Here is a 24,245-nt window from a genome sequence, read left to right on the forward strand (position 1 = left end):
CTATTGGGTAGCACGTCTCATCACTGTTGCGAACAAATCCGCTGCAACACCACTTCCTGACCTCATATAATGTTTTTCATCCGTATGATCAAATCCCATCCAGACCGCCGCAGTCCAGCTTCTCATATAGCCCACAAACCATAGATCCCGATTGGCCTCTCTTCCCACACCAGGTAATGCAGCCTGTGTTGTTCCCGTTTTCCCTGCTACCTTGTGCTGACCTAATTGTGCACGGCTTCCTGTTCCCTGACTGACTACATTTTGCAGCATTCTGGTCATGGCATTCGCCGTACTGGAGGAGATTACCTGCTTATTTTCCGACTTATGAGCAAATATTGTCCGTCCACGGGAATCTGTAATCTCGCGTATCAGATGGGCTGTATTCAACTTGCCATGATTCGCAAACACCGTATAGGCCTGCGCCATCTTCATTGGCGACACCCCCTGATGCACACCGCCCAGAGCAATCGAGAGATTCCTATCCTCTTTCCCCAGTTCAATACCGAGTCGTGCCGCAAATTGATGTGCATAGTTCAGTCCTGTCTCATGAAGCAGCCATACAGCTGGGGCATTGATGGACTTTTGAAGGGCTTGGGACATGGCAATTGAACCACTGTAACGCCCACCGAGATTGGAAGGTTGATAGTTGCCATATTGCATGCGTTTATCCGGTAGTATGCTCTCTGGCTTGAACTTCCCCGACTCCAACGCAGGGCCATATGCAATAATTGGTTTAAAAGAAGAACCTGGCTGCCTTGCATCCATAATCGCCCGGTTAATGCCCCCTTTTAAAGGATTACGTCCACCCATCATTGCTTTCACTTCACCGTTATGCTGGTCAATAATAACCATACTTGCCTGGACCTGCTCGTCTTGGCGATCATCAGGGAATTGGGTAGCGTCTGCAAATGTTTCTTCCATCGCCAGTTGTGCCTGTTCGTCTAGCCCAGTTTGAATAACCCAACCTGCCGATTGAATCTCTGCTTCACTTTTACCCGTGAGCCGAGAAGCCTCCTGAATCACAGCATCCACGGCAGACACATATGCGGGCTTGCTCAAGCCCGGTGAAGTTGTTGCATTCAATACGGTTTCAGGCGGCGTGAAATCGACGTCACGGGCTTGGAGCATCTGCTTTCGTGTAATTAGTCCCTGTTCATGCATGAGTCCAAGGATAACGGCACGTCTTTGTTTGGAAAGTTCAGGATGATCTACTGGATTGTATAGGGATGGACCTTTGGGCATTCCCGCCAATGTAGCAATCTGCCATAGTTCCAATTGGTGCATATCCTTAATTCCGAAATACCGCCAGGCTGCCGCTTTTACACCATACTGCTGGCGTCCCATGTAGATCTGATTCAGATACATGTCCAGAATTTTATCCTTGCTATACTTCTTCTCCAGGGCCATCGCAATCGATATCTCATTCACCTTTCGACTCAACGTTTTATCCCCGTTCAAGTATAGATTTCTTGCCAGTTGCTGCGTAATGGAGCTTCCTCCCTGACTCAGATTCATATGTATAATGTCTTGAACAACGGCCCTGCCGAGACCGATATAATCCAGTCCATCATGATTGTAGAAACGTCGATCTTCTGTAGCCAAAAAAGCCATCTTCAATAAATCCGGCATGGCGCTCAGGTCAGCATATTCAGAATACCCTTTGGTCTGCGTATGCAACCTCGAAATTTCGGTCCCCTCTGCATTCGTAATAATGGTTGAAGACGCCACCTGCATGGCCTCTGGACGATTACGAAGCACTCCTTCGCCATAAGTAATCAGATAGAGATAGAAAAAGGCCAAGATCAAAACGACAACCACTGCTCCATCAAATACGTAATACATCCATCGCTTGCCCCTGTGCTTCAACATTCAGGCTCCTTGTGTACCTGTTCCATTGAAACTACGCGTTCCTGTCCATTCCGTTGTGTAATCTCCAGAGCATGTTGAAGCAGCAATGTCTGTTCATACGCCAACTTGACCCAATGCTGAACTTCCACCTCGTCCTGGCACCGCCCTTGGATGATCTCATCCAGAGAAGATTGAATACCGTAGAGAGTAAGTTTTATCGGTAAGTCAACCTGTGCAGAAATAGTTTGAGCGTTCTCCTTGTCTTCTTCATTATGTTGCTGAAGTCCGGGCTGCTCATGCATAATAGACGCTCCTTGTATCTCTCTTCTCTCCTGTTTCGGTTCTGATCTGCTCAGCCCTTCCTCATGCAGGAGAAACGCAATTGCATTCAGATTGGAAGCAATTTGTCTTAGTTCACCCCCACTTAGAACATCAATTCTTCCAGGATGGTGGCCCAATGCAAGTTTGGCTGTTCCGCGCGCAAGTTGACTGAGATCTTCCGCAATTTTCTGGGATCGAATCCAGAAAAAGATCGCAAATACGGCTCCACCAATGAAGATGAAAAACGGCTTTGTTCCGATATGGTTGATTCCCCAGTTCATCATACGCGTTATCCATGCTGTCTCAGGAAGGACGTGGTTATGCGCAAATCGCAGCACGTGATAAACGACAAAAAGGAGCGCTGCGCTCAGTAACGCGCTTGCTCCTCCAATGTATATGTATCTTAGTCTTACAGTACTGAATCGAGACTTCATATTTGATATCCTCCTCTATACAACAATAGGGTAATAGAGATAGCATACCGAATATTTCTTAATGAGGAAGTAGTTAACTTCTTACCAAATTCTTAATTATTACGCCTCTGAGTAATTACTTGGCGGAGCAACAGTTACAGGGAATCGGGTAACAAAATCCGTTCTGCCATTTTCACTATAGGCAACAATACTTCCTCGATGTAATTCAATCATCGATTTGGCAATTGCCAGGCCGAGACCTGTACCTCCCGTTTCACGAGAACGGGATTTATCCACACGATAGAATCGATCAAATAGATGTGGCAGATCTTGTGCCGGAATCGGTTCACCATAATTACTGATGCGAACTACAGCCTCTTCACCTTCAAGGGCCAGCCCAATCTCCATTCGTTTACCTTGCGAACCATACCGAATGGCATTACTGAACAGATTCTCATATGCTCGTACAAGCTCCCCCGGAGCAGCCTGTATCCATAGTGGATCTTGCCCGCCGATGATCTTGTAGGTCATGCCAGCATCCTCCAGCATGGGAGCAAACTCTTCCGCCAGCTGCATCAGAAACGAATTCAGGTTCAACGCTTGCAAAGACAACGGAAGACTCCCGCCACTCACACGCGTATATTCGAATAAGTCATCGATTAACTTACGAAGAGTCAGGGATTTCTCATAGGCAATGCTAACGTAATAGCGCATCTCAATCTCATCCTGGTAGCGATCCTTCTCGATGTACTCCAGAAATCCCAGAATAGAAGTGAGTGGTGTTCTCAGATCATGTGATATCCCCGTAATCAGATCATTTTTGGCAGCGACCGCACTACGCTCTTCCTGAAGCGATAACTGCAATTGTTCAGCCATCTGATTAATGCTTGCAGCGACCACTCCGAATTCATCCGAGGTCTTCACTTCGATGCGATGGGATAACTCTCCTTTGGCAACCTCCTGAATCCCTGCCGTTATTTCATCCAGAACCCGCACCACCTTGCGAGAGAACAGGAAAAAAAACAGCACAAAACTGAGCACGCCTACCACAATCATCAAAGGCACTGAACCAATATTATTCACCAACCACCTGATCCCTTGGGCCGGAATGGAATAATCAGGATACGCCTGAGCTTCCAGGATGGTCTGCCCCACCTGACTGCCCCCGTACAAAATAACTGCAGTTAATACGCCGCTCAGCAGAAATGCATAGATAAATTTCCATCGGACTGTATTAATCAACTTTGAATTCATAGTAGGAACTCCCTGAATGTGTTCATGTCACATGACATCCTGTGGATGTACATGTTTATTGCGGTTTGATCATCTTGTAACCCACACCCCATACGGTCTGAATGAACTTGGGATGTTTGCTATCGAGTTCAATCTTCTCACGAATCTTGCGAATATGGACCATGACGGTATTGTTCGACTCCATGAATTCTTCCTTCCAGACCTGACGATAGATCTGTTCCATACTGAGTACTGAACCTTGGTGACGAGCCAGTAATTCAAGAACAGCAAATTCACGCGGAGTCAGACGAACCGGCTGCTCATCCACCCAAACTTCATGTGTATCGGTATTAATGACCAGATCATCAATAACCCACTCGTGCTCTTTGTTCTCCCGACCTTCATTGAAGGTATGATACCTGCGCAGCTGGGATTTCGCCCGTGCGACAAGTTCAAGCGGGTTAAACGGCTTGGTCACATAATCATCAGCACCGATGCTTAACCCTGTGATTTTATCCATATCCATACTTTTGGCGGACAGCATAATAATCGGCATTTTCTGCTCTTCCCGAATTTTCATACAAGCTTCGATTCCGTCCATATTTGGCATCATAACATCCAGAATAATGAGATCAATCGACTCTTTTTTCAATTGTTCCAGTGCTTCATGCCCATCATTCGCGGTCAGAATCCGATAACCCTCATTGCCAAAATAGATTTCCATCAGTTTAATAATCTCCTGCTCATCATCCACAAGCAGAATGGTTGCTGGCTGTGCCACGGCATTATTCCTTTCCCTTCGATAATTCATGATCTGCTCAAAGTATACCACCGAGGGATGAAACTACGAAAATCATCGTGATCTTCACGGACACGCTCGATCTTGGTCATCATCTCATGTGTCTCTTCCGGCTTCACCTGCTGAATCCACACCACAGAAGACACCAGCGCCATAGCCGTATACAGTGAATACAATCTCCAGAATAACTCATCCGGTTCATTGCCATTGAAATAGCCCTGAATCTGACCTATGGAATATGGAATACTGATCTCCGAAGCAAACAAACCCAGCTTCAAAAATTCATGAATGGGATCCCCTTGATCATAACGATTAAAATCAATCACTCCTGCGAGCTTATCCTGCTTAACGACAAGATTGCTCGGGTGGAAGTCATCATGTTGAAATCCATCTGGACGATTTTTCATCCAACCAAGATGGTCTGCAATAAACGTTAGAATGGCCTGATCCTCTTTCATCACAATCGAGCACTGTTTATAGCGCTCCACGTAACGTTGATGCTTCGTGCTCTTGCGTATGTACCATGATTCGGTCTGTTCCTCCATCGGCAACTGGTGAATCAGCTGTAGCTGCGCTCCTGCTTCAAAGCCAACCGCCCACTGCTGCTGTTCATTCAGTTGAGGCAGTCTCTCGGAAGCATCTTCGCCTTCAATGTAGCTAAGAATCATATATCCGATCTTCTCATCCAATCTACCTGTGCCCAACGTTACTGGACACAGTACACCTAATTGTTGCATGCTCTTCAAACATTGATATTCCCTTTGCTTCATCCATTCCTCAGCAACATCATATACCCTCACCAACACATGGCCTTGGCCAGGGACAAACATTTTGAATTTAGCATCCGCTGAATACCCCTTCATAACGGGTTCAATCCGTGTAGCCTGATCAAGTTCAGGAATCTGTTTTAACCTGTCAATCAACGTATTGTCCATCGATGCATTCCATGTATTATGTCGTTCCATACCAGAATCCTCCGTTATTTCACGTATAACGTGTAGTATCGTCGGTCTATTCCCACTTAAACCCATGATGTTTCCTATAACATGCTTATATGTATTCTATCCGTTTCTATTTAAAAAGTACTGATTCGGGTTCTTTGCCCGTCAGGGTCAGCATCGTATACAATTGTCCCCTGTGATGATACACATGCCCCATAATCTCAAGTAACCACTCCAGCCGACTATAAGATGCTCCCCAGTAAGAATCCGTCACATGTAATAACTCTTCCGTGTTAAACTGCCTGTACCGTTGGTATAGATACATCTGGTTATCAATCAAAGCCTGCTTGATCTCACGGAGCGAATGCACCTGATTCTCTGCATAGAATTGAGCCATCTCTTCCTCCGATGCACCTTCGGAAATATAAACATCCGCTCGGCAGATCACAGACAGATGGGCTAGTAATTCTCCAACAGGCCGTTTACCTTCAATTGGAGTCAAAGCCAAATCTTCTTCCGACAGCTGATCACATATATCAATCAACGATGTTACGGCCACGTCAATATGTTTGAACGCAGATTGAATCAACACATACACTTCCTTTTTATCCCATTATACAGAACATATGATCGGTTATCAACCAAGATATCCCTCCCTTATATATACCCCAAATCTATATAAATTGAACAAAACATTTACACAAAACGTAGAGGACAGAAAGGACCTGAAGAAGCGAAGCGTTCGCCTTTATCCCCGGATTTCCCCTTTATAAAAGGAATCAAAAAAATCTGGGGATAACAGCGATCGGAAGGTTGTTCTGTCATCGGAGTGTGCAGTGTAAATATTATTTAGTTCAATTTATATAACAAATTACGAACAAAAAAGTCCTTCCTCCTTCTTATAGACGGGATTCAGGACATTTTGTTGCCTATACGAGTTCAAATCTTTGCTCAACTTGAGTATAACGAACAATACGTTTGTTCGAATCGTCCGGCCTCCAAGTCAGACTTGCGAATGAAAAATTGCAGTTCCCCGCAATCCCACCATTGGAAACCAATAGCATCATGTGTATCTATCTTCAGCAGCAGCAGCGTATCGGATATTTCCTGCCATGTCCGATCCTCATCTCCGCCGTAATACTTAGTCAGCTTCTTCTCACATACCAGCTCATTATAATCGTACTCTTCTCCCAGTGCGATCTGTAACAAGGCTCGATGCTCGGCATCCGGATGCTGCCCGTCAGGATACCCAAACATTCCACCCCAATTCAGTGTACTCGGATGATTCCAGCTCGACTCGAATTCAAGGTATCGGTCATACAGACTCACTTCCGCTTCGGCCTCATCCGTCTCAAGCCTCGGAGGCGAGAGCTCGTTTAGCGCGTTCGCGTCTATATATGCATATGTAGGAAACTCAAGATTAGGCAGCACAGTCACCGAATGTGCAACAAACGGGGCTCCATCCAGCGCAGTATCACCTTCAGGCTCTCGCCTTATCAGGTTATGAGAACTCGGCTCAAAGATCACACGATGTTCAATGGGACCAGCAGATTCATCCGTGCCAACGAAAAAGTATAACATTCCGCGTTCGGGCAAAGTCCCGCGCCCATCATTCGGCGTATACGGCGACAAATCCACCAGGTTCAACTGGGCCAGGAAAGTCATCGGAACTCCTTCCTGTGTTACGGGCCATTCCATTCGACTTGGCAAATCCGGATGTCCACCCACACGTGAGTTTCCTGTTCTGCGATATTCGTCCAGTGTGGATACATCGAGGCGAATTCCCCAGCGGCTTGAGGACAACAGCAGATCGGCAGCAACTCCCAAACCATATTCCTCAAGTGTTTTACGGGCTTTTCTGGTCAGTCGTTCACATTGTTCTGGCTTAATCATATAGATCCTCCCCTTTTGACAATACACCTATGCTGAGACATATTCAGGTTCACACCTGTATATTCTTCTGCCCGGACGTCTTTCCCTGCTTCTAGCAAAAAAAGAGACTGACATCCCCTGTCAGTCTACTTCTTTATCGTATATTCCATTTATCGATTTGGATCAGAAGACTTTTCCTGGTAAGCACGCATATGCTCCTCACCGTCCAGGAACTCATGGGCCTGATGGGCTGCCATCACACCATGATAGCTAATATCCAGACCCAGATCTTCCTCTTCTTCTGTCGAACGTACAGGCACAATTTTGCCAATCAACTTCAGACCAATCCAGGTCATGGCGAATCCCCAGATGACCAGCGCTGTAAGGCCAAGTGCCTGAACACCCAGCAACCTCCAGCCGCCGCCCATGAATAATCCACCGTCCGTGGCAAACAAACCTACAGCAATCGTGCCCCACATTCCGGATGCGGCATGCACCGGGAAAGCACCAACTGGATCATCAATCTGCCGACGGTCCAGCCAGTTGGTTGCAGCCATCATCAATAAACCGGATACTGCACCAATGAATATCGCTGCTACATCGCCAACAAATGCACAGCCTGCCGTAATGCCGACCAATCCCGCAAGTGAACCGTTAATGACCGATGGCGCATCTGAACGATTGAAACGGAATAACGTATACAACAGCGTAACCGCACCACCCGAAGCCGCAGATAACATCGTGACAATCGCAATGTGACCAATTCTTACATCCGTCGCGCTGAGTGTACTACCCGCATTGAAGCCAAACCAGCCGAACCATAACAGAAATGCACCTACAGATGCCAGTGGCAGATTGCTCGGGAGTGCAATGGCACTTACGCCAAGTGATGTGTACTTCCCTTTACGTGGACCAATGATAATCGCAGCAGCCAGTGCCGAGAATCCGCCGAGTGCATGGATGACAGCCGAACCGGCAAAGTCCTGCATCCCCAGCTTACTAAGCCAGCCGCCGCCCCATGCCCAGTGTCCACCAATTGGATAGATGATCGCCGTCATCAATATGATATACAGAAGATAAGCACGGAAGTTGATCCGCTCGGCTACCGCTCCTGAAACGATGGAAATAACGGCAATGGTAAAGGCAGCCTGGAACAACCAGAATGTCTCCAGAGATACTGGTACGTCCAGGTGAGACAAATCCCCATTCAGGAAAAATCCCGTTACTCCCGCAAAACCACCAACGTCCGAACCATACATCAGTCCAAAACCGATAGCATAGAACAGCAACGTTCCAATTGTAATGTCAGCAAAAACCTTCATAATAATGTTCACACTATTTTTATAACGTACAAAGCCAGCCTCAAGCAGGGCGAATCCACCCTCCATCAATAAAATCATCGCTGCACTCAGTACGACCCAGACCGTATCGATCCCGGTGCTTAACGTCTCCAAAGTCATGCTTGTACATCCTCCGTTTCACTAAGCTGTCTGAGCTCACGGATTGTATCGGGCGCAAGCTCAATCTCGTCCCGCTCAATGCTGTCCGGATGCTTAATTCGTTCTGCGATCTGGTCCAGATCACGTATGCGTCTGCGAATCTGTTCCATCTTGCGAAAACGTTCCTTTACCTGAACCATATATTCCACCGCCTGATGATGGGATGCGGGACGTCCCGCAAACCACTTGCGTACGGGCGACAACGATTGATAAGCAACCTCTTCCGCTCGACGCTTTTGTTCGAACTGTTCAATCTTCTTCTTGAGCGTTTCGATCTCATTTTCTTTTTTGACCTTCAGCCGTTCGATAAGGTACAATAAATCGGACGATGATATTTGCAATGCTGTATGGTGATACACCTCGTCGATTACTAACATATCATGTCAGGACTCCTTACATATCAAGTTACTTGTACCGATTATAGTTTGCCGGGGTCTGCCCGTCAATCTTTTTTTGGACTTGGTATGGATTGAAATGAACCCGTTCATAGAGAACGGCTTTTTTTATTTGGCACAGATTACATCTAACAAGGCTAATCTTGCCTAGGATTCGCATTCAATCTTTCCATTCTTTATGCTTATAGAATAAGCATCCACATTTTGGGTAATGAACATACACAGACTACCCGCATCACAGAAACCGTATATAAGGAGAGGATTACACGATGTTTACTCGTAATGACGATATACGCAACCAAATCTGGGAAACCGTCTCGGGACTCGAAGAAGAACAATTGAACCGAAAACCTTCACCCGAACAATGGAGTATTATGCAAGTACTACGTCATCTGAATCTGATGGAAAATGTAATTGGAAAACAAGCCCGGCTGGCACTCGAGAAGGAACAGACCGTGTCTGTGGACAAAAAACCATATGAATTATCGTTGGACCGCAGCCGCTCCGTCGAGGCACCACCCCATCTTCAGCCTCCAGCAGCACCTGAAGCACTCGCAGACGTACGCAGTGATCTGGACGAATCTCACCAAGCGTTAAACAACTTTACATTGGATCATGATCCTGACCTGCTGCGCAGTAAGTCCTTTCCTCATCCCGTATTCGGTGAGATGGATCTTACCCAATGGATTGACTTTGCAAGTTATCATGAGGAACGTCATCTGGGACAGATTCAAGAGATTAAAAAGCAGCTTGGCGTGTAAGCACAACCTGCACTTTCACATAGCGAAGAATATACTTGTACGACAAAAAACCTCCAATCCTATTAATTTAGGTTGGAGGTTTTCAGAGTTCTTATGTTACGAATAAGAACGACACTTATATTTTTTTGCCCAAAATCGCCAGATCTCTATTCACACCATCCAGCACGGCCACTTCGGGATAATATCCCCACTGTTCAAAACCATGCTTGCGTAACAACCCCAGACTCGGTTCGTTATGCCCGAAGACGAATCCAAGAATGGTCGTAATTCCAAGTGCAGGACACGCCGCAAATACCGTTTCGAGCAAACGTCCACCAGCCCCAATTCCGCGACATTGCTGATCCACGTATACACTGACTTCCACCGTTCCGTTATATGCAGGGCGTCCATAGAACGAGCTGAGACTTGCCCAAGCTACCACCTGTCCTGCCTGCTTCATCACCCAAAGAGGACGATAATCGGGTGAATGTTCCTCGAACCAAGGCAAACGTTGCTCCACTGTCACCGGCTCCAAATCCGCTGTTGCCATACGGCTCTCAATGGTAGAATTATAAATTTCCACAATCCTCGGCAAGTCCTCCAGGCGCGCATATTCAATCTGCACATCTTCCAGTTTCATCGCTATTCCTCCATCATCTCAGATCGATCTATTCTCATAGAGGATATTATAATGGAAAATAGAAGCCTTCGTCATCCCTAACATTGTGACAGAGAATTACTCCATTATTACTCTGGAAGTCCCTGTATTGTGTTCCCACGAGTTAACTGCTGACTCTGGTCTGCCCAACGTATGTTAATTGATTGAGATGTGAACAGATCCGGGCCGTCCGATACCTGGAAATGCAGATGAGCTTCACTGGAGTTACCCGAATTACCAAGCTCACCGATAAGGTCTCCCTGCTTGAGCTTATCTCCTTTTTTGACCGAAACACTGCCTTCCTTGATGTGTCCTGTGATGCTGTATTCACTGTTGCCATGGTCGATCACCACATAGTTACCGGCAGGTTCTTCCGGATTCATGACACCCGGTACATTGTCCGGTATATCGTTTTTGATTTCGACAACGGTTCCATCCGCAGCTGCATAGAGTGGTTCACCAAAAGCATAGTAGTTTTGATTTTCCTTTGCATCACCTTGATAACTGGATTGGTCTTTGGTCCGAACAATATCCAGAGCGTAGCGCTGGGTTTCATGCGCATAATGATAGTTCGACAACACATCATTGCCTCCCCAGAATACAAACCATTCCCCCTTAATCGGGAATTGGAACTCTGTTTTTGTGAATTTGGCATCCGTGTCATGAGCTTCCAGCGGCTGAATCGACAGACCTTCAATCTGATTTTCTTCGGAAAAATAGGCTAGAATCCCCTTCGTCCCTGTCTGGTCCTTCCAGGCAAGCTCGGATAATTGATTCATTTCGATGTCTACTACTTGCTCCCATGATTCAACACCCTCCAGAAAAGGATCAGCGGTCGTTTTGAACTGCTCAAGCGTTAACGTCCCCTTCAATTCCGGAGAGAACTGATTATAGATTGCATCCTTTGAACCGTTCATCAACGTATCTATGAAATTGTCGGGTGTAACCATCGTGCTCACCTCTGAACTTGAGTTCTGCTCCTGATTGGAGTTCTCGCTCGTTTCATTATTGGACGCCTGTTCGGCTGACTGCTGCTCCGCCTGGTCGGAAGTAATGGAGTTGCCGTTGCCGCAAGCAGACAATATCACGCAAGCTCCAAGGGTAATCGCAAGCACCTTCCAGCCCCTTTTATTGTGTAATTTCGAATGTGTATTTTGTTCTGATTTCAGATGACCTTCTCTGTTCATTCTCAACATCCCTTCTGCTGGGACGTGTCTCAAAACTCGCTGAAGTGCATCTTTTACCACCTTTTCGCCCCCTGCTGCGTCACTTTCCCTTGACGTGCCCCGGCACGCCTGCGGAAAACTTCCTTGCTTGGAACGAAAATTCGGCAAAATCTGCTTCCTTCGGAGTTTTTAGACACGCCCTAATCGTTATACTTTCCAGTTAAGTGTACAGAATGAGTCTTATCCTTCGTCTAACCCCATCTTACATGTAGTTAAACTTGCAACGCCTGTTGAGGCTGCATAATTAAGATTCCGTTAAGATAGCTTGTAAGCTATACAGCCCTCTTGGATGGTATGATTAGTAATAAACACAACGGAAGGATCAGGAGGTCATTTTTAAACTATGGATAACGTCTCATTACTGCTTGTGGATGATGAACAGGCTATTCTGCATATGCTCAAAACCGTTCTGCTCAAAGAGCAGTTTCTCGATATTGATACCGTTACAACAGGCGAAGCAGCCATTGAGGCATGCAACAACAAGACGTATCATTGCATCGTGCTCGACATCATGCTTCCTGGCAAAAGCGGACTGGAAATCTGTCCTTTTCTACGACAGGTCACCGATGCGCCCATCCTGTTTCTAACGGCCAAAACAACCGATTATGACAAATTAACCGGATTCGCCGTTGGTGGCGACGATTATGTCGCCAAACCCTTTAATCCGCTGGAAGTCGTTGCTCGAATTAAATCATTACTGAAGCGTTATTTACCTTCAAAAACCGCAACGATCTCGGATCAAGTCCCATCCAACGTAAATACGTCATCTCCCAGCACATCGGAAGGCGTGTACGACTTTGGACGGTTCCAGGTGCTGGAGTGGGCTGGTGAACTTCGTGTTGAAGGTGAGTCCGTATCCTGTCCAGCACTTGTGTTCCAACTGTTACTCTTTTTCTGCAAACATCCCAATCGCATCTTCACCAAATCAGATCTATATGAGCGGGTCTGGGGCTCTGAAGCGATTAGTGATGACAATACCGTGATGGTTCATATTCACCGCATTCGGGAGCGCATTGAAGTTGATCCTTCCAATCCGGTGTTTCTCGTTAACGTCCGAGGTCTGGGATACAAACTCATTCAGCCGGAACATGTGTCACGCCCATGAGTATTCGTCGCAGGTTAATGACCCGGTTTATCGGGATGCTTGCCGGTGCAGTCGTTCTTATCATCCTGCTTGGGTCTGTAGCGACTTACTGGGTCGTGCAAAAAGTAAATGAAGTGAATCTGGTAGATGATTTTGCTGCCAACGGTCTGGACCAATTAATTAATACAGCAGAGATCATGCCGGATGATACCATCCGATATGACCCCGAATTGCTGAAGCAAGTGGATAAATATCAAGGCTGGCTCCAAGTTCTGGATGAACAAGGTTACGTCATTGATGAATACCACACACCCGCCGATGTTCCTACTCACTATAAACCGGGGGAATTGATTGCATACTGGGAAGGCCAGAAGCCCTTCCCTTATCAGATCGTCATGCTGATCCGGGAGAAAAACGGGAAGGACTTCACCTTGTTATATGGCGAGAGTAACCCGGCAAAGTCCTTAATGAATAACATTCGTTCAGACCTTGCTTTCACCAACGGGAAGCTTGATCTTAAGCCCGACCAACAGGAGGCCCTCCGTGACGCCAATGCTTATCTTCAAGTATTGGACGCATCAGGAAGCGAACTCTCTTCCTTTAACAAACCGGCCATGGGCGTACCAAGCGAATACACTATTCAGGAACTGGTTCTGCAAATTCGCTATCCGAGTCGATCAGGTATGTCTGTTGCAACGTGGTACGACGAACAGAATGAAACCACCTGGCTGATTAGCATACCTGGTGATCCATTGGCGACTGGAAATCAAAACCCCTACAGTTTTATTCTGGAACCTGCATTGGTTGTATTGATCGTATCTATCATCATGCTGCTCATTTTGCTTGCCTTCTGGTATGCCAACCGATTTGGCTCGCCCATGCTGCATATGCTCCAATGGTTACAACGTCTGGAGCGAGGACATTACGAGGAACCTACCGGAGCCTTCGGAATCCCTCGCAGTCAGCGTCGTAACGGAAAATGGAAGCGAAAATACAACGTATATGCTGAAGTGCTTCACTCCATGCAGGCCCTGTCCCACACTTTGAAGCAAGATGAAGAACTTCGGAAACAGACCGAGTCTCTGCGGGAGGAATGGATTGCTGGCATAACACATGATCTGAAGACACCCCTCTCCTCCATTCAGGGATACGCTCATATGCTTGAGGCGGATAAGTATAGCTGGACCACGGAGGAAGTCAGAGAATTCGCAGGTATAATGCTCGATAAGTCCATGTATATGGACAGGCTTGTTAACGACCTTGCCATGACCTATCGATTACGCAGTGGAGGATATCAACCTGTGGTGGAAGAGACTGACGTAAATACGTTACTTCGTGATCTGATCCAGCGCGCTGAACGGAACCCGGCATATGGGGAAGGTCGCATCTTGTTCCAACCTTCCGAAGTGCCCGTGTATGGCCTTGTCCATATTCCGTCGTTTGAACGAATTGTGGATAATCTGACCGCCAATGCCCTTCTTCATAATCCGCCCGAGTCCATCCTGGTTGTCAGTGTGCATCCTGGTAAGCAGGCAGATGCATTCAGCATTCAGTTTGCCGATAATGGAAGAGGCATGGACTCCGAGACGGTATGGAAGTTATTTGAACGATACTATCGCGGTACAGATACAGGAACATCGGACGTTGGATCAGGGCTGGGAATGGCGGTAACCAAAGGTTTGATTGAAGCGATGAAAGGGCATATCGAGGTACAATCCACCCCTGGTGAAGGAACGATCATTCGCTTAATATGGGATGGGTCGTCCGAAACGAATTAAAATGTTCCGCTTGACCTTTCCATTTTCAGTCTATATAATCGACACTCAATAACACCTGTTCCAATATATTGATATTGAATGCAACACATTTCAGGATAACTTTAATGAGTTGATCTAACATATTTGGCGATGACCAGAGACAAGATTTCGTTTGCGTGCTGCCCAGAGAGAGAGGGGATTGGTGAAACCTTCTTCAGCGAACGGACCGGAGTTACCCCTCTGCAGCCGTGACCTCGAACCTCTGCATTTCGAACTTCCCTCGGATGTTTGGCATGCTGCCAGTAGAGTTCACCGCCTGATCCCCGATAACGGATTCCAATGAGGGTTATGATGTTCCTGTTCACGGCGGCTGGTCGAGAGCAGGGTGCACCATAACCAAAATTAGGGTGGAACCACGAGCCAAGCGCACTCGTCCCTTTTCCGGGACGGGTGTTTTTTGCGCTTTCATTTTAAGAAATGGAGAGTGGTTCACATGAGCAAACAAGAAAACAGTAACTCAGCAAGCAACAAATCAGGTAACGAAATAAACAGCCAAGCAAATGATCTGCAACCATCCAGTCATTCCATTGAGGTCCGTCTGCAAGGTGGCGCGGTACGTTCTTACGAAGCAGGCATCACTGTAGATGCGGTTGCCTCATCTATCAGCACAAGCCTGGGAAAACAGGCCATTGGCGGTATTGTAGATGGTCAAAATGTCGATCTCGATTGGGTGCTCAAGCAAGATTGCGAACTTGTTATCGTTACTTTGGACAGTGCGGAAGGTCTATATCGTTATCGTCACAGCGCAGCACATGTGCTCGCACAGGCACTCAAACGCATCTACGGTGCAGAACAAGTGAAACTGGGTATCGGCCCAGTCATTGAAGATGGGTTCTATTACGATGTTGATCTGGAGCATGCCTTGTCCATCAGTGATCTGGCTGCCATTGAGCGGGAAATGAACAAGATCATTCAGGAAAATGAAAAGATCAGTCGGCGGGTCGTTAGCCGGGAAGAAGCCCTCCGTATCTTCGGAGAAATCCAGGACCCCTACAAACTTGAACTCATTCAGGATTTGCCAGAGGACGCCGAGCTTTCGATCTATGATCAAGGAGAGTTCTTTGATCTTTGTCGCGGTCCACATCTTCCATCCACTGGTCGAATCAAAGCGTACAAGCTGCTGAATGTGGCTGGTGCGTACTGGCGCGGCAACTCGGATAATAAGATGCTGCAACGCATCTACGGCACTGCTTTCCCGAACAAGGTCCAGCTGGATGAACATCTGCACATGCTCGAAGAAGCGAAGAAACGGGATCATCGTAAACTCGGCAAAGAGCTTGAACTGTTCATGTTCTCCGAAGAAGCGCCCGGCATGCCCTTTTATCTACCCAAAGGCATGACTGTTCGCACTGAACTCGAGCAGTTCTCCCGTGAGTTGCAATTGCAAGAAGGATATCAGGAAGTTCGGACTCCTCTCATGATGAACAATCGGCTGTGGGAGCAATCCGGTCACTGGGAGCATTACAAGGACAACATGTATTTCTCGGAAGTGGACGATGCCACTTTTGCACTGAAACCTATGAACTGTCCCGGGCATATGCTGATCTTCAAAAATACACTCCATTCCTACCGCGAATTACCGATTCGCATGATGGAATTTGGTCAGGTTCACCGTCATGAATTCTCAGGTGCCCTGAACGGCATGATGCGTGTGCGGACATTCTGTCAGGATGATGCCCATCTCTACGTCATGCCAGAGCAGATCGAGGACGAGATTAATCAGGCGATCTCACTGATCGGACGCATGTACGATATCTTTGGATTCGAATATAAGATTGAGTTGTCCACTCGTCCGGAAGATTCCATGGGATCAGAAGAGCTGTGGGATCAGGCGGAACGCGCATTGCAAAATGTACTGGATCGTCGAGGCGTGGAATATCGCATTAACGAAGGAGACGGTGCCTTTTATGGACCGAAAATTGACTTTCATATCCTCGATGCGCTGAAGCGTAGCTGGCAGTGCGGAACAATCCAGCTTGATTTTCAAATGCCGGAGAAGTTCGACCTCACTTACATTGGCGAGGATAGCCTGAAACACCGTCCGGTCGTGATCCACCGTGCCATCTATGGTTCAATCGATCGTTTCATCGGCATCCTGACTGAACACTATGCAGGAGCGTTCCCACTCTGGCTCGCACCTGTGCAAGTGAAGCTGCTGCCTGTATCGGATCATTACGCAGATTATGCACTCCAAGTACAGAGTCAGCTCCGCGCTGCGGGTATTCGGGTAGAAACAGATCTGCGCAGTGAGAAGCTCGGGTACAAGATCCGTGAAGCCCAGATGGAAAAAGTGCCTTATTCGCTCGTACTTGGGGAGAATGAGAAAAATGCCTCATCCGCCTCTGTCCGTGCATACGGTCAGGGAGATCAAGGCATCCAACGTATTGAAGCTGTTATTGAAATGATCCAACAAGCTGTGAAGGCAAAAGTCTGATCCACATCCGCATCACAACTTCTCGTCAGGCTTTAGACCCACCTGTTCTTCGCTCCAGGTCCAGAAACGCTCAGCTGAAGCATCATCAACGGCATGCGCCTTCAGCTGCTGCTCTTTCTGTTGATAGAAGTAACGCCCGGTGATGCCGACAACTTCAGGGCTTGTGGCCAGATAAACAGCGGTTCGCGCACCTTCTTCAGGCGACAGAAAGAATGGAAGCTTGCCTGCAAAAGCCATAATACGTGTGCCAAATCCGGTATTGCGATCTACGCCAATACTCGTTCCCACCGCACCAGGGTGTAGACAGTTCACTGTGACAGACGTACCTGACAGTTTGCGGGCCAGTGCACGAGTGAACAGCACGTTCGCCAGTTTGGATTGGGCATAACTTTTGATCGGATTATAACCTTTGTGCAAATGTGGATCTTCGAAGTGGATTTTGCCGGCCTTGTATGCACCTGACGACACGTTCACAATCCGTCCCTGCTTCGCGGCTTTCAGAGGTTCTATCAAAAGTAAGGTCAGCAGGAAATGCCCCAGATGGTTAATGCCGATACTCTGTTCGAACCCATCTGAGGTTTCCTTCCGCTTGACCATCACTACCCCCGCATTATTAACCAGAACGTCAAGGCGATCATGACGCTCGCGGAATGTGCGGGCAAACTGGCGTATACTTTCGAGTGAACCCAGGTCACACAACATCAATTCAATCGCAGAAGAGCCGGACTGACGCACAGCTTCCTGAAGAGCATCCTGTCCGCGCTTCTCACTGCGGCATGCCATGATTACCCGATATCCTTGTCTTGCAAGTTCAATGGTGGTTGCCAACCCCATACCTGAGTTAGCTCCTGTTACAATTGCTGTCTGATTGGACATGAGGTACTTCCCTTCTGAACCTGAGGTTCCGAAATTAGAGGCGCAACGACGGACAATATGAGATAATGATAGGATCACATCTCGGTTTCCATGGGAGGACAAGTATGCTGACCAAAGAAGATTTTAAAAAAGTTAAACGACAAGCCAAACTTGAAATCGCACTACTCGAACAGGAATATCAGGAAATCTTGCAGAACGTTGATTCTACGCTGTATGAAAAATACGGTATTATGGACAAAGAAGAAACACGTGAGCTCACCCGAAAACGCAAAAACCGAAGATATGCTTCACTGGTCATCGAACTATGCGCCATTACTGAACAAATGTTACATCAACTGTACAGAGACGTATATCAGAAAAAGTTTAATTCGACTCAGCTGATGAAAACTCCTGCCTACCGTGCACGCTCCAACATGGAGATTATTCAGGCCGAACTCAGTAAAGAATTCATTGCCCTGGAATCCGAAAAGGAACATTTCGCTGAAGCCCTTAGTCTGGTGTTTCAGACGAGGAACAAACTTGTTCATGATAACTTCTCGTTTGTCTCCATCGTTAAAGACGGCAGTAATGAAGAAGAAACGTTCGAAGCACTACTCCATACATTTAAAAAATATAGAAAACACTTAAAATACAATCGCCCTGAATAACAACAATCATCGCTAAAAAAGAAAAGGAGGTGTACCGGACTACGGTCCGGATCACCATGAGCCATCCAACAACTTCGATTACTGTGCTAAATCTTCAGATTCCCACACCTTCTGGGAACAGTCCCATATTCCCCGTCATGCTTCGTGACGAAGATGGGGTAACCCTGGTGGATACGGGCATGATTGGACAATTTGCCGAACTTCAATCCGCATTGGAACAAGAAGACGTACAGCTCTCGGACGTCAAACGTGTGATTATTACCCATCAGGACATCGATCATATCGGTAATCTGGGCGCTCTTCTGGATGCTATTCCCGATCTGGAAATCTGGGCACATGCCGACGAGATTCCATATCTAACAGGTGAGAAACCTTTGATCAAGTTCACGCCTGAACGTCGTGCGCTGCTGCCTGCGCCCGTATTGGCACTGGCAGACCAACTGCTGTTGCAGCTGCCTGAAGTGAACATCAGCAGAACACTGGCGGACGGAGACTTATTACCCCTTCAAGGCGGCACACAGGTCATTCATACACCGGGACATACGCCAGGTCATATCTGCCTGTATTTCGGGGAGCAACAGTTCCTGCTCGCTGCCGATGAACTTCGTGTGGTCGATGATGAACTGGTTGGCCCTGCACCACAAGCGACACCGGACATGCCTGAAGCGCTGCGAAGCCTGAAGAAACTGACCGAGCTTAAGCTCAATAAGGTTCTCTGTTATCACGGTGGAGAGTACATGAATGATCCGGCTCAGCGTATTGCCACACTTGCAGAGAGCGCAGAGTAAGTAAAGAACGCGGACATGTGAGTGCTTTTGAATTACACAATCATCCTATTAACGCTGTTTCTCTTCGTGCGGCATTGTGCGTTGTAGCTCATTCAAGATTAGGATGACACATACATTATTACAATCAAGGAGCTGTCCCAATGTCATGAGCTTGACAGGGACAGCTCCTTTAATTAATTAACCACGCACTTCTACTACTGCACTGGAGTTGTTTTGTAACGAATCCCAGACACCTTAGTTACTCATTTCATTGGTTTTTCCGCAGGTTTCGAGTGAATTTTGGCATTATAGCGTGGCTGAGGTTCGTTAAATTCTACGATCTTCACCAAACCTCTATTTAAGGTGCGTCAGGTTCTTTAGAAAAATTTTATTTAGAGCGCTTCAGATTCAGGGCACTTCAGGGCTTTGGCTCAAGTTGAGCGGTAACCGTTCGTTTTAAACTTACTCCATTCGCAACCTTACGGCGAGACCAATTTGGTGCGACTCTGTCCTGTAACACTGATTTTCTCTCCCCTGACCCCGACTCAACTCTCCGGAGTAAGCACTATCAGCTTGTCATCTCCATCTCGTGGCGATCCTCGTCCATCCCGATTATTCGTAAGCACGTACAAATTGCCGTCCTCGCCAGCACTCACATTGCGAATTCGACCCCATTCATCTTCGAAGATCGGTTCCACCTGCTCGACCTGGGTACCATCTTCCGAAAGAGTGACCTTCAGCAACTGCTCTCCACGCAGATTCGCAGCAATCAGTGATCCAGCCCAAGGTCCTTCTTCAACAAAAGCTACACCAGACGGCGCCCATGTATCGTTCCCACTATGTGCAAGCGGAGCCTGATATGCGCCATTGTCATCGTCATCTCCTTCTACCTCTGGCCAGCCATAATTCTCACCAGCTACAATCCGGTTAATCTCATCATGATTCCGCTGACCATGCTCAGTGGCATAGAGATAGCCATTATCCGGGTTCCAGGCCAGTCCCTGTGCGTTGCGATGTCCCATACTGTATACAGGTGAATTCGGCCATGGGTTGTCTGCTGGGATCGATCCGTCGAGACCAATCCGCAATATTTTACCTCCAAGGCTATCTTTGTTCTGTGACAATTCCGGTTCATAGCGCTCACCTGTCGTGATATAGAGCAACTTGTCCGGGCCAATTTTGATCCGCCCACCGTTATGATTTGTTCCGCCTGGAATGTTACCAAGCAACTCTTGATCTATGACGGCTTTGCCATCATTCACCTTGAGGCGTAACACCCGATTGGCAATGTTGTCACCTTCGAGATAGGAGTGGTATGCATACAAGTAACCGTTCTCCTCGAAGTCCGGATCAGTTGCAAGACCCAACAGACCTCCTTCGCCTTCTTCATTAAACGGGGCTGAGAATTCAATCAGTGGTTCAGGGGCCAGTTTTCCATCCTCAATGACCCGAATTGCACCAGGGCGCTCCGTTACAAACATCCGACCATCAGGCACGCTTACAATCTCCCATGGTGCATTCAATCCTTCAACCAGAACGGAAGCCTGATACGGAATAACCGCCTCTCCCTGCGCTTCACTGTCATTTCCACTTGCACTGGTATTGCCTCCGTTGGCTGTCTCTCCCTGACCGGTTCCCTGTCCCTGAGACGACTGCTCTGTTCCTCCCGTAGAAGGTTCGACTGAAGAACATGACGCGGTTAACAATGCCACACTTAATAATGAAGCATACAGCGGAACGGTTACTCGATTATTCATGATTACATCTCCCTTCGCATATCGTTCTTTTGTATAAAATAAATAAGCCAAGCTTCAACGTATTGTTAATGTATTGTTCTCTATAGTTGAGGTGTTATTATTCATGTGTAAAGCGGTTTCGCCCTGTATTACCCTTCATACCAGCCGCTTAAACCAAGAATTCAAGGGATTCCGAGGACATGAAATCACTGCGGTTTGGAATTCCATCATAATCTTTTATAATAGAAGGATAGTATGAATGGAAAGGTGGACAACTACACTTATGAATCAAAACCCTTTATCTCGTCTTGAAGCCGATCTGTCCGTGCAAGGATTGGACGCCATGCTGATCACAGATCCGAAACATATCTACTACTTAACTGGATTTGCAAGCAATCCGCATGAACGCTTCCTTGGTCTGATACTCGCACGTGGCGAAGAACCATTATTGATTGTACCCGCCCTGGACGCTGAAGCTGCCGCAGCCGCTTCCTCGGTATCCAACATTGCCACGCACACGGATACGGATAATCCATACGCTTTGTTTGATCGTTATCAGGGGCGCTTGGGCCGGGTTGGTCTCGAAAAAGAATATGTGACCGTCTCACGTTATGAGCAACTGACCGCCGCTCTCGGTGCTGCCAGCTTTGAAGATGTCGGCCCCCTGCTTCGCACATTACGTGTGAAAAAAACACCGGATGAGGTAGCCCGCATTCGCCACGCTATTCATCTGATTGAAGAAACATTGCGTCAAGGCCTCTCTCATGTTCGCACAGGCGTAACCGAGATTGAACTTGTCGCCGAGATGGAGTATCAGATGAAAAAGCTGGGTGCTGATGGCCCTTCCTTTGATACCATGGTGCTCACGGGACCCAAAACAGGTCTGCCACACGGTACACCGGGTGAACGGAAACTGCAACATGGTGACCTGTTGATGTTTGACATGGGTGTGTATGCTGGAGGGTATGCCTCGGATATCACGCGTACATTCGCTTTTGGTGATATCTCACCTGAACTCAAAACCATCTATAACACTGTGCTCGCAGCGAACGAAGCTGCTATCCAAATCGTGAAACCAGGCATCACCTGCGCCGAAGTAGATCGTGCAGCACGCCAGGTCACGGAAGAAGCGGGATACGGAGAGCGCTTTATGCATAGAGTAGGCCATGGACTCGGTATCGACGTACATGAGTATCCTTCTCTCCATGGAGAGAATATGGACATCCTGAATGAAGGTACCGTATTCACGATTGAACCAGGCATCTATACCGCAGCAGGCGGCGTCCGTATCGAAGATGATGTAATTGTGACCGAGGCGGGTGTGGAAGTTCTGACAACATATCCAAAAGAACTGCAAATTCTTAGCGACTAAACCAATTGGATCTATGTCAAAGACAGCCCATATACATCCATGCTCAGCCGATATTATGCATCATGAACTAAACTGCACGAAACTGTGCTGAACTGTATCTTCAAAATAATATACTCTTTTCGCGTACGCCTTAGGCCTGTATACAGAAAAAGTAGCAAGTACACACGCGAACGCAAAAATCCCGCAAATCCATGAATATCATGGGTTGCGGGATTGTAATTATACGAAGCATATCCTAGATTACTCCGTCTGCATTCTACGTAATCTTATTCCTTCTCCCTCATTTACCATCAGTCAAACTCATTCGTGATATCCTGCCAAGACTCCAGCTGTGGCAGCTGTTGCTTCCCCCAGTAATCCAGAAACCATTGAATAATCCCAGTCGTATCTGTTGTGCTGCAGCTGTAATGCCGGAAACCGTCCTCGCCTTCCTGCAAACGAATCTCTGCCACCATTTGCCCTGGTTCCTCAAGCGCAGCAGCCTGCATATACATACTTCCCTCCACCAGCTCGGAAGGTACAAGTACTACGAATTCCTGCAATTCCAGATTGGAGATCAACTCCACCAATAACGAGGCATTAATGCTATCATTCTCGTAGGTTGTGCCATTGCTTTCCAGTGTATAACGCAGTGTAGAGTACATGTGCGATTCCCCTTTGTATGAAAATCATCTTTCCTAATGATACACGCTTATAACGACAGGTCGTTTATATTATAACTTTTTCATAAAAATGTAAAAAGGATTTTTCTTGTTTCGGGTCTTTTCTATGAAAAAAACCTTTGCATAGTCCGAATTACAATCGACTGTGCAGAGGGTGATTTTAAGTGATACTCTTTGAATATTGTCTAAGCCTCATCCTTAAACTTAAAGCTGCGTGCCGCATACAGAAACGGTGTTCCGACCGCAGTTAATACAAATTTGATAATATACGTCGTCAGGAAGATTTCCAGCCAAACATCCCAAGGGTAGATGAACGCAAACGCGATCGTGCAGAACACCAGTGTATCCACGAATGAACTGATGATCGAACTACCGTTGGTGCGAATCCACAACTGATTGCGCCCTGGGGCCACCTTGTGCAGCCAGGAGTATAATCGTACATCCAGGAACTGACTGATGAAGTACGCAGTCAGACTTCCGAGGGCCAGACGTGGCAGCAGACCAAACAATGTTTTCATCGAATCCTGTGCAAAGTCCGTCGGCGCCGGGTCAAAGAACAACACCATCTGCATCAGAACCGTCGTCATAATGAGCGTGAAGAATCCGAACCATACGGCTTTGCGTGCCTCACCTGGTCCATACTTCTCATTAAGAAGGTCACTGGTCAGGTACATGCTGACATACATCGTGTTACCAAGCGTCAGCACGATTCCCATGATATCTATCGTTTTGGTCACCTGAATGTTGGCTATAACCGTAGCCACACCAATCCAGGCATAGAGACCTTTTTTACCGAACAAGCGGTAACACAGCAAGAAAAATCCATAAGTTACGAGAACAAAAACTGCTCCCCACCCTAAGTTAAACATAAATACATACACTGCCTTCCTAGTTTTGATTACGCG

The 24,245-nt window shown here is 47.1% G+C and carries 22 protein-coding genes; 7 read left to right on the forward strand and 15 right to left on the reverse strand.

The annotated features are described in order from the left end of the window. The 9 genes from QVE09_RS19850 to QVE09_RS19890 all read right to left on the reverse strand — a co-directional run bounded on the left by QVE09_RS19850 (position 1) and on the right by QVE09_RS19890 (position 9,303). A complete protein-coding gene (locus QVE09_RS19850; protein ID WP_315938181.1) occupies positions 1-1,842 on the reverse strand; it encodes a transglycosylase domain-containing protein in 1,842 nt (613 codons plus the stop codon). Positions 1,843-1,862: 20 nt separating this feature from the next. After that, on the reverse strand, positions 1,863-2,603 hold the full coding sequence (locus QVE09_RS19855) for a hypothetical protein (protein ID WP_315938182.1): 741 nt from the start codon (positions 2,601-2,603) through the stop codon (positions 1,863-1,865). Between the two features lie 99 nt (positions 2,604-2,702). After that, positions 2,703-3,836: a sensor histidine kinase gene (locus tag QVE09_RS19860; protein ID WP_315938183.1), complete on the reverse strand. Its 1,134-nt coding sequence runs from the start codon at positions 3,834-3,836 to the stop codon at positions 2,703-2,705. A 55-nt stretch (positions 3,837-3,891) separates the two neighbouring features. Further along, entirely contained in the window at positions 3,892-4,626 is a 735-nt protein-coding gene (locus QVE09_RS19865; RefSeq protein WP_315938184.1) for a response regulator transcription factor, read from the reverse strand. Continuing rightward, on the reverse strand, positions 4,623-5,579 hold the full coding sequence (locus tag QVE09_RS19870) for an aminoglycoside phosphotransferase family protein (RefSeq protein WP_315938185.1): 957 nt from the start codon (positions 5,577-5,579) through the stop codon (positions 4,623-4,625). Before QVE09_RS19870 ends, QVE09_RS19865 begins: the two co-directional genes overlap by 4 nt. 106 nt (positions 5,580-5,685) lie before the next feature. Beyond that, positions 5,686-6,144, reverse strand: a complete 459-nt coding sequence (locus QVE09_RS19875; protein WP_017689934.1) for a DinB family protein — start codon at positions 6,142-6,144, stop codon at positions 5,686-5,688. Between the two features lie 362 nt (positions 6,145-6,506). Continuing rightward, complete coding sequence (locus QVE09_RS19880) at positions 6,507-7,448, reverse strand: YwqG family protein (RefSeq protein WP_315938186.1); 942 nt, start codon at positions 7,446-7,448, stop codon at positions 6,507-6,509. A 149-nt stretch (positions 7,449-7,597) separates the two neighbouring features. After that, positions 7,598-8,887 carry an ammonium transporter gene (locus tag QVE09_RS19885; protein ID WP_315938187.1) on the reverse strand — a complete coding sequence of 430 codons (1,290 nt, stop codon included), beginning with the start codon at positions 8,885-8,887 and terminating at the stop codon, positions 7,598-7,600. Further along, a complete protein-coding gene (locus tag QVE09_RS19890; RefSeq protein WP_036669157.1) occupies positions 8,884-9,303 on the reverse strand; it encodes a hypothetical protein in 420 nt (139 codons plus the stop codon). Before QVE09_RS19890 ends, QVE09_RS19885 begins: the two co-directional genes overlap by 4 nt. 287 nt (positions 9,304-9,590) lie before the next feature. Here QVE09_RS19890 and QVE09_RS19895 point away from each other — a divergent pair, with 287 nt between their 5' ends. Next, positions 9,591-10,082: a DinB family protein gene (locus QVE09_RS19895; protein ID WP_315938188.1), complete on the forward strand. Its 492-nt coding sequence runs from the start codon at positions 9,591-9,593 to the stop codon at positions 10,080-10,082. Positions 10,083-10,197: 115 nt separating this feature from the next. On the opposite strand, the gene QVE09_RS19900 is transcribed toward QVE09_RS19895, so the two are convergent. After that, positions 10,198-10,701, reverse strand: a complete 504-nt coding sequence (locus QVE09_RS19900; RefSeq protein ID WP_315938189.1) for a GNAT family N-acetyltransferase — start codon at positions 10,699-10,701, stop codon at positions 10,198-10,200. 107 nt (positions 10,702-10,808) lie between these two features. Next, positions 10,809-11,906 carry a M23 family metallopeptidase gene (locus QVE09_RS19905; RefSeq protein ID WP_315938190.1) on the reverse strand — a complete coding sequence of 366 codons (1,098 nt, stop codon included), beginning with the start codon at positions 11,904-11,906 and terminating at the stop codon, positions 10,809-10,811. A 382-nt stretch (positions 11,907-12,288) separates the two neighbouring features. Between QVE09_RS19905 and QVE09_RS19910 the strand changes: the two genes are divergently transcribed. The 3 genes from QVE09_RS19910 to thrS all read left to right on the forward strand — a co-directional run bounded on the left by QVE09_RS19910 (position 12,289) and on the right by thrS (position 17,280). Next, complete coding sequence (locus QVE09_RS19910; protein WP_315938191.1) at positions 12,289-13,050, forward strand: response regulator transcription factor; 762 nt, start codon at positions 12,289-12,291, stop codon at positions 13,048-13,050. Next, positions 13,047-14,807 (forward strand): sensor histidine kinase, encoded by a 1,761-nt coding sequence (locus QVE09_RS19915; RefSeq protein WP_315938192.1) that lies wholly within the window; start codon positions 13,047-13,049, stop codon positions 14,805-14,807. The genes QVE09_RS19910 and QVE09_RS19915 overlap by 4 nt, the downstream gene beginning before the upstream one ends. Positions 14,808-15,279: 472 nt before the next feature. After that, a complete protein-coding gene (gene thrS, locus QVE09_RS19920; RefSeq protein WP_315938193.1) occupies positions 15,280-17,280 on the forward strand; it encodes a threonine--tRNA ligase in 2,001 nt (666 codons plus the stop codon). A gap of 12 nt (positions 17,281-17,292) precedes the next feature. On the opposite strand, the gene QVE09_RS19925 is transcribed toward thrS, so the two are convergent. Continuing rightward, positions 17,293-18,156: an SDR family oxidoreductase gene (locus tag QVE09_RS19925; protein ID WP_315938194.1), complete on the reverse strand. Its 864-nt coding sequence runs from the start codon at positions 18,154-18,156 to the stop codon at positions 17,293-17,295. A 104-nt stretch (positions 18,157-18,260) separates the two neighbouring features. On the opposite strand from QVE09_RS19925, the gene QVE09_RS19930 reads away from it, so the two are divergent. Then, positions 18,261-18,803, forward strand: coding sequence for a hypothetical protein (locus tag QVE09_RS19930; protein WP_315938195.1), 543 nt, complete (start codon positions 18,261-18,263; stop codon positions 18,801-18,803). A 29-nt stretch (positions 18,804-18,832) separates the two neighbouring features. Next, on the forward strand, positions 18,833-19,591 hold the full coding sequence (locus QVE09_RS19935; RefSeq protein ID WP_315938196.1) for an MBL fold metallo-hydrolase: 759 nt from the start codon (positions 18,833-18,835) through the stop codon (positions 19,589-19,591). A gap of 524 nt (positions 19,592-20,115) precedes the next feature. On the opposite strand, the gene QVE09_RS19940 is transcribed toward QVE09_RS19935, so the two are convergent. Beyond that, a complete protein-coding gene (locus QVE09_RS19940) occupies positions 20,116-21,327 on the reverse strand; it encodes a PQQ-dependent sugar dehydrogenase (RefSeq protein ID WP_315938197.1) in 1,212 nt (403 codons plus the stop codon). Positions 21,328-21,589: 262 nt separating this feature from the next. Here QVE09_RS19940 and QVE09_RS19945 point away from each other — a divergent pair, with 262 nt between their 5' ends. Next, entirely contained in the window at positions 21,590-22,678 is a 1,089-nt protein-coding gene (locus QVE09_RS19945; protein WP_315938198.1) for a M24 family metallopeptidase, read from the forward strand. A gap of 290 nt (positions 22,679-22,968) precedes the next feature. Here the strand turns inward: QVE09_RS19945 and QVE09_RS19950 are convergent, their stop codons facing one another. Together QVE09_RS19950 and QVE09_RS19955 are read right to left on the reverse strand one after the other, a co-directional pair. Then, entirely contained in the window at positions 22,969-23,322 is a 354-nt protein-coding gene (locus QVE09_RS19950; protein WP_315938199.1) for a hypothetical protein, read from the reverse strand. A gap of 203 nt (positions 23,323-23,525) precedes the next feature. Continuing rightward, positions 23,526-24,209 (reverse strand): queuosine precursor transporter, encoded by a 684-nt coding sequence (locus QVE09_RS19955; protein ID WP_315938200.1) that lies wholly within the window; start codon positions 24,207-24,209, stop codon positions 23,526-23,528. Positions 24,210-24,245: the final 36 nt, after the last annotated feature.

It is taken from the genome of Paenibacillus sp. ClWae2A, assembly GCF_032452295.1.
In the GTDB taxonomy this organism is placed as follows: Bacteria; Bacillota; Bacilli; order Paenibacillales; family Paenibacillaceae; genus Paenibacillus.